Source organism: Paenibacillus sp. 01L418, from assembly GCF_056400045.1.
Genome location: NZ_JBFTSN010000357.1, coordinates 1 through 6,665, shown reverse-complemented (window position 1 = coordinate 6,665; position 6,665 = coordinate 1). Strand labels below are relative to the sequence as shown.

Annotated in this window: 5 protein-coding genes; all 5 read left to right on the top strand. The window is 48.5% G+C overall.

Going from position 1 to position 6,665, the window contains the following annotated elements; translation table 11 throughout:
* Nucleotides 1–1,071, top strand: a 1,071-nt coding sequence (locus AC1DSE_RS27500) for an O-acetylhomoserine aminocarboxypropyltransferase/cysteine synthase family protein (protein ID WP_477528515.1), incomplete at its 5' end; no start/stop codon positions are given.
* A gap of 146 nt (nucleotides 1,072–1,217) precedes the next feature.
* Nucleotides 1,218–1,748 (top strand): deoxycytidylate deaminase, encoded by a 531-nt coding sequence (locus tag AC1DSE_RS27495; RefSeq protein WP_076266860.1) that lies wholly within the window; start codon nucleotides 1,218–1,220, stop codon nucleotides 1,746–1,748.
* Between the two features lie 110 nt (nucleotides 1,749–1,858).
* Nucleotides 1,859–4,444 (top strand): DNA internalization-related competence protein ComEC/Rec2, encoded by a 2,586-nt coding sequence (locus AC1DSE_RS27490; RefSeq protein WP_477511353.1) that lies wholly within the window; start codon nucleotides 1,859–1,861, stop codon nucleotides 4,442–4,444.
* Between the two features lie 380 nt (nucleotides 4,445–4,824).
* On the top strand, nucleotides 4,825–5,373 hold the full coding sequence (locus tag AC1DSE_RS27485; RefSeq protein WP_053376850.1) for an RNA polymerase sigma factor: 549 nt from the start codon (nucleotides 4,825–4,827) through the stop codon (nucleotides 5,371–5,373).
* Complete coding sequence (locus AC1DSE_RS27480) at nucleotides 5,370–6,335, top strand: anti-sigma factor (protein WP_477528514.1); 966 nt, start codon at nucleotides 5,370–5,372, stop codon at nucleotides 6,333–6,335. The genes AC1DSE_RS27485 and AC1DSE_RS27480 overlap by 4 nt, the downstream gene beginning before the upstream one ends.
* Nucleotides 6,336–6,665: the final 330 nt, after the last annotated feature.

The window sequence follows — 6,665 nt, the reverse complement described above, 5'->3', positions numbered from 1 at the left end:
GAATTAGAGGGTGCTCCGGCAGCATTGGCAGTTGCTTCTGGTCAATCGGCTATTACATACGCGATTCTAAATATTGCAGGAGCTGGCGATGAGATCGTTTCCGCTACAAGCCTGTACGGAGGCACTTACAACTTATTCTCAATGACGCTTGCAAAGCTTGGCATCACTGTAAGATTTGTTGATCCGTCGAATCCGGAAAACTTCCGCGGAGCAATCAACGAGCGTACGAAAGCAGTATATGCTGAGACGATCGGAAATCCGAAGGGCGATGTGATCGATCTTGAAGCGGTTGCTGCAATTGCACATGAGAATGGCATTCCATTTATCGTGGACAATACTTTCCCGAGCCCATACTTGTGCAGACCGATTGAACATGGAGCAGACATTGTGGTGCATTCCGCGACCAAGTTTATCGGCGGACATGGAACATCAATCGGCGGTATCATTGTAGACGGCGGCAAGTTTGACTGGAAAGCCAGCGGCAAATTCCCTGGTCTTACTGAGCCGGATCCAAGCTACAATGGCGTTGTTTATACCGATGCAGTTGGCCCTGTCGCGTATATCATTAAAGCGCGCGTCCAATTGCTAAGAGATATGGGTGCTGCTATTTCACCTTTCAACTCCTTCCTATTGCTTCAAGGACTTGAGACGCTGCATCTTCGGATGGAACGCCATAGCTCAAACGCGCAAAAGGTAGCTGAATATTTGGAAGGCCATGAAGCGGTTGAGTGGGTTAGCTATCCAGGACTTCCAAGCCACCCATCCTATGACCTTGCACAAAAATATTTGCCGAAGGGCAAAGGCGCTATTATGACATTCGGCATTAAAGGCGGAGTCGAAGCGGGCAAAAAAGTAATCAACTCCGTTCAGTTGTTCTCGCATTTGGCGAATGTTGGCGATTCCAAGTCGCTAATTATTCATCCGGCAAGCACAACACATCTGCAATTGTCAGAGGAACAGCAAGCTAATGCAGGCGTTTCTCCAGGCATGATTCGTCTATCGATCGGTACAGAAGGTATTGATGATATTTTGGCGGATATTGAGCAAGCCATTGCTGCCAGCCAAGCCTAAGCCTAAACGTTTTAGTAAGAAGCTTTAACGTAGAAATATACGATAAACAGGAGCAATTGTTATGTTTCTTATATTTCAACGAATTTAAACGACAAATAAATGCAACCAGAGATCATCAGATGCAGCATGAGAGAGGAAGTTGAGTTATGAGCACCCAAACGAAGGATGCCGACCGCAAGGACTGGGACACCTACTTCATGGATATTGCCTATATGGTTTCGACGCGCTCGCGTTGTCCGCGCAGACATGTTGGAGCTGTTCTTGTACAAGGAAAAAAACTGCTTGGCACAGCGTATAACGGTGCTCCGATGGGCGTGCAGGATTGTCTCGAGGCAGGCTGCATGATTTCGGAGGAAGTTGAGATGAAGCTGGTCGACGGCAAGGAGCAGCCATTCAAGAAACAACGCTGTATTCGAACGATACATGCGGAGCAAAATTTGCTGCTGTTCACCGATCGTACCGATCGCGAAGGATCAACCGTTTATGTAACCGACCAGCCTTGCTGGACATGCGCTAACATGCTTGCAAACAGCGGTGTTATCGAAATCGTCTATCATCGCAGTTATCCGAAAGACAGTGAAAAGGTGAGCAATATGATGGCCCAGAAAGGTATTGTTTTCCGTTGTTTGGATCATTACGAGCCACCTGCTCAGGCGCATATGGATGTAACATCATAGCGTTGATCATTAAATAGTAGAAACGAGGAGGAACCTCTGATTGCATCTTTTGATGCGACAGAGGTTCTTTTTTTTTGTTATGAGGCTTTGCGAATTGGAGGGAGCTAGAGGTGAATCGACGTCCTTTAATTTGGTTTGCGATTTGTTGGGTATTTGGGGGCGCGGCTGCTGCTGGTTTGAACAGCAGCGGCGTTTGGCTTGCGGCGGGAGCGGGAATATTGCTCGCAACCGCCGCAGTGCTTGGCAAGAAAGCGACGTGGCAGCTCGCGGCGGCTTGTGCTTTGGCAGTGTGCCTTGCCGCAGGAGAGCGGTTATGGGCGGATGCCCGCAACGTGACTGCGCTGCCAGCACTGCTTGCCGCCGCTGAGGCGGATGGACCGCGAGCTGCGTATGCGGCGGAAGCGGAGGGCGTTATTGTATCGGCGGTGGAGGTCGACGGCGACCGCGCGATGTTTCGCGTGGAGGCGCACAGCATCCACGTTCAGGGTGAAGCCGCTGCGCAGCCGTTGCGCGAGCGGTTGATCGTGCATGTCCGGCTGATGGAACAGCCGGAGCAGGCCATCGCCGCGGCTTGGCAGCGCGGCGCCAAAGTGCGCCTTGCCGGCGAGCTTACGCGGCCGGCTGGCGCATCCAATAGCGGCGGATTTGATTACCGCCGCTACCTCAGCAGCCAGAGAATCCACTGGCTGCTCAAAGTGAAGGGCACCGCCGCCGTAAAGCCGGCGCCGGGCCCCAAGTGGACCGCGGCCGCGCTGCTCGGCCGCGTCGACAACGCGCGCGCATGGCTTGGCGCGCGGATGGAACAGCTGTATCCGTCCTCGCAGTCCGGATACATGAAGGGACTGGTCCTCGGCATTCGCGAGGACCTCGATCCAGAGCAGTTCCAGCAATTTTCAAGGCTTGGTTTAACGCATATTTTAGCGATTTCGGGCCTCCATGTTGCTGTATTCCTTTATGCGCTTAGCGGTCTGCTGCGCCTCGCACGTATAAGCCGCGAACGAATGCTGCTCATCCTCATGTTATCCGTTCCCTTGTATGTGCTGCTTGCCGGCGCTTCCCCTTCGGTTGTCCGCGCGGGTCTAATGTCCGTTCTTGGGCTATTGGCAGCTCGGATGGGCAAGCTGAAGGATGGGCTGCATTTGTTAGCTGCTGCTGCGGTGCTTATGCTTATTTATGATCCCTATTTTATCGAGGATGTCAGCTTTCAGCTGTCGTTCATTGTAACGATCGGTCTAATTGTCGGAGTCCAGCCTGTACGGCAAGCGATGCCGAGGTGGCGCAGAGGAAAATCGCTGCTTGATCTGGCGGCGGTTACGCTCGTAGCGCAGATTGTATCTTTTCCACTGACGATTTATTATTTTAATCAGTTTCATGTGTTGTCTATGCTCGCGAATTTTGTGCTCGTTCCGTTCATCAGCTTTGTCGTTATGCCGCTTGGCGCAGTATCGCTCCTGCTTGCGATTCCTTGGGAGGGCGGCGGCAAGCTGCTGGCCTATTTCTCGCATTTCGCGAATGAATGGACGTTTGCTTTCGTCGAGCAGCTGTCCGAAGTGGATTCACTAAGGACGATTTGGGCAACTCCGCCTCTTTGGTGGGTGGCAGCTTGGCTGATTATATTTGGTGTTATATTTCGGATTTTGCGCAGTTGGACGATGCAAATCGCTGCGAAACATGAGGAAGAAGCGGCGACCATAGAGGAGACAGCGCCAATTGGAGCGGTTCATCCTTACATAGTGGTTAAAGAAAGCAGTAAAAAGCTAAGGATTAGCCTATATCTGCTGTTAGCGCTAGTTTTGATTATGATTTTTTATGCCTTTAAACCTGATTTATTTAACCGTCAAGCAGAGGTTAGTTTTATAGATGTTGGTCAAGGCGATGCTGTACATATTCGAACACCCGGCGGCAAGCATATTTTAATCGATGGCGGAGGTACGATGAGCTTCCGCAAGCCGGGAGAAGAGTGGAAGGAGCGGAGCGACCCTTTTGAAATTGGGAAAAAGGTGCTTGTGCCTTTACTTATGAAAAGAGGCGTGCGCGAGATTGACATCCTCGTCATTTCACATTTGGATAGCGATCATATCCGTGGTTTAAAAGCAGTTTTGGAGACGATTCCAATACGCAGCATTTGGTGGAACGGAACGGTGAAGGAAGCAGATGATGCTCAGCAGCTTATTAAGCAGGCACTTGCGCTGGGAATTCCAATGTACAGCGCGTCTGCGGGCATGAAGCAGCAGGTAGATGCAAATACCAAGATAAGCGTTCTGTGGCCATTGGCGCAAAAAGAGGAAGCGGTGGCTCACGTTGAGGAGCAGAATGAAGCCAGTGTTGTGCTTAGTGTTCAGCTTTTTCAGTCGGTCTTCTTGTTTACCGGTGATATTAATGCAGCCACAGAGCGCGCCATTATACGAAATGAGCGGCAGCAAAATATAATGGATTCAAAGGAAAAAAACGTCTCAGTTATGAAGGTTGCACATCATGGCAGTCGTTTTTCAACAAGCTCAGAGTGGCTCGATTATTGGCGTACGCTTGGAGCAGTAGCTTCTGTTGGAGCGACAAATACCTACGGCCATCCTAGTCCAGATGTGATTTCTCGATTAAATCAAGCGGGAACCGCTTTGTGGCGAACAGATCGTGATGGCGAGGTACGGTTTATTGTAACCAGCCAAGATTTATTTACGTATACAAAAATTAAGTAAGGCGGGTATCGAAAAAATGCGAATAAAAAGCCTGCTTTCATCTTTCCGTACCTAAATTCGCATATCATATGAAAATCATTCATACTTAGGAATAAAGAAGTCGAGCCGTTTTCAGAGGTATTCGACTTCTTTCTATATACGAGTTAGTTGAAATTTGGTATCCTTTAATGTGGAGTTTATTTCGATTCTTTCACAGCATAGCGAGTATCTGTAAATTTTTTATGGTTTTTTCCTGCTTCGTGCATTCAAGACGGTCCGCTTGGGGACAATCGCTCTGCTTGTTAAAACTTACTAAAAAAAATAAAGTAATATTTCTAATTTATCTGCAACTTTTACCGCAACCAGTTCGTCAGAATGGTTGCAAGAGAGGGGGATCCTTCGTGGTGGAGCCGGAGCTTATAAGAGCCGCTCAGTCGGGAGATCGCGACGCTTTAATTACTCTATTGCGAGAGATTGAAACGCATGTTTATCGGACAGCCTATTATATATTAAATAATGAACAGGATGCCCTTGATGCAGCGCAAGAAGCGCTAATTCGCATCTATACAAAAATAGGCTCGTACGAAGAAAAAGCGCAGTTCAAAACATGGATTCAACGTATTGTAACCAACATTTGCATTGACAAGTTTCGGAGAAATAAACCGACCGTCTCAATAGATGAGCACGACATGGTATTCCACGAAAAACAAAACGTGGAGGACGAGGTAATGTCTGCTTACGCTGTTAAAGACATTCAAGCCGCTATCGACAAGCTTCCTGAGCATCATCGTGCGGTCGTCGTCCTTCGGTATTTACAGGATTTCTCTTACAATGAAATTGCAGATTCGCTCGATTTGCCGCTCAATACAGTGAAATCCTATTTATTCAGAGCTAGGCAACAGCTGCAGACTTTACTCCATGATTATCAGAAAGGTGGTGTCCGGGGATGAATTGTCAAGAGGTGATGGAACTAATGCAAAGACAGCTAGACAACGATCTCGATGAAAGCGAAATCGAAGTCTTGATGAATCATACTAGACAGTGTCCGGACTGTGCAGCCATGTTCGAGCGGTTACAGCTATTGTCCGCCGAGCTTACCAGTTTGCCAAAAGTTATGCCGAGCTATAGCTTAGTCGATGCGATTATGCCTCAATTAGAGCGGATGGAACTGTTTGGTCAGGCTGAAGCGGAACCGCCATCCATGGTTAGCAGAACGGAAGCAACAAAACGTCTTTCGAAGCGTCAACGCCGCTGGCCGTCCATGCGCATTATGAGTGGTGTGATCGCAGCCGGAATCGTTGCAGGCCTGTTTATCGTAACGTATAATTCAGACTCGATTGGCGATATGAATGCATCACAATCTTCAGCCAAGCGATCGAATAACGTCGCGGCTGATATGATGAGCGAAACGCCAGTGGAAATGTCTTATAGACCGAGCGCTAACGGTGCTGAAGACCCAGAAGTGAAGACGGAAACGGCAAATAAAGATAAAGAAGCCGATTCATCGCCAACGTCCAAGAGTACCGCAATCAATCCTTTAACCAATGAAGACAAAGCGCCTGATGGTGGGTCATTTGAGGATGGCTCAGTCAAAGGCTTAACTTCGAATCCTTCTGAAGGATTGGTTGAAAAGGAAGGCGAGAATGGTTTAGGTGTGAATACGAACAGCACGGCAACGGTTTCACCCGATGGCCTCTATAGCGGCAAGGCTGAAAATTTTAAAATTAAAGTTGTTGCTGCTGCCGATCAATCTGTCGTCTTCACATCACCGCGCAAAAACGGTGAGCTGCTCAATCTGGTCTGGTCTGAGGACAGCAAAAAACTGACCTACGAGGTTCATGTTGAACAAGGAGCAATTGAGAAGTATGTGATCGATTTATCTACGCTGACGGAGCAGAAGGCAGGGCATTAACTTAGAAATTGCTCGCTTCAGCACAGATTGCGGTCTGCAAAAATTAAGGGTTATTACGCACATTTATATCGATTTATGCGTATAATGTTAGCAGCGATAGTGTCTGCGACGAATCCTTAACGTCGTATGACCATCCGCAGGGCGGTACCATGGACCTGCCTGCGAATGTTTATATAGATGTTCGGCAAAGGGATGAGGCTTTATATGGCTCATCCCTTTGTTGCCGTCTAATTGTACTTACTCGTGACGAGGTGAAGGTATGGATGCAAAGGAAGCATTAAAAGAAATAAAGGGCGGACGCTTCCGTCCCATTTATGTGCTGTATGGCAA

What these genes read in the sequence shown, in the direction of transcription:
- AC1DSE_RS27495 (WP_076266860.1), top strand. Translation starts at nt 1,218, where the DNA reads ATGAGCACCCAAACGAAGGATGCCGACCGCAAGGACTGGGACACCTAC.
- AC1DSE_RS27480 (WP_477528514.1), top strand. Translation starts at nt 5,370, where the DNA reads ATGAATTGTCAAGAGGTGATGGAACTAATGCAAAGACAGCTAGACAAC.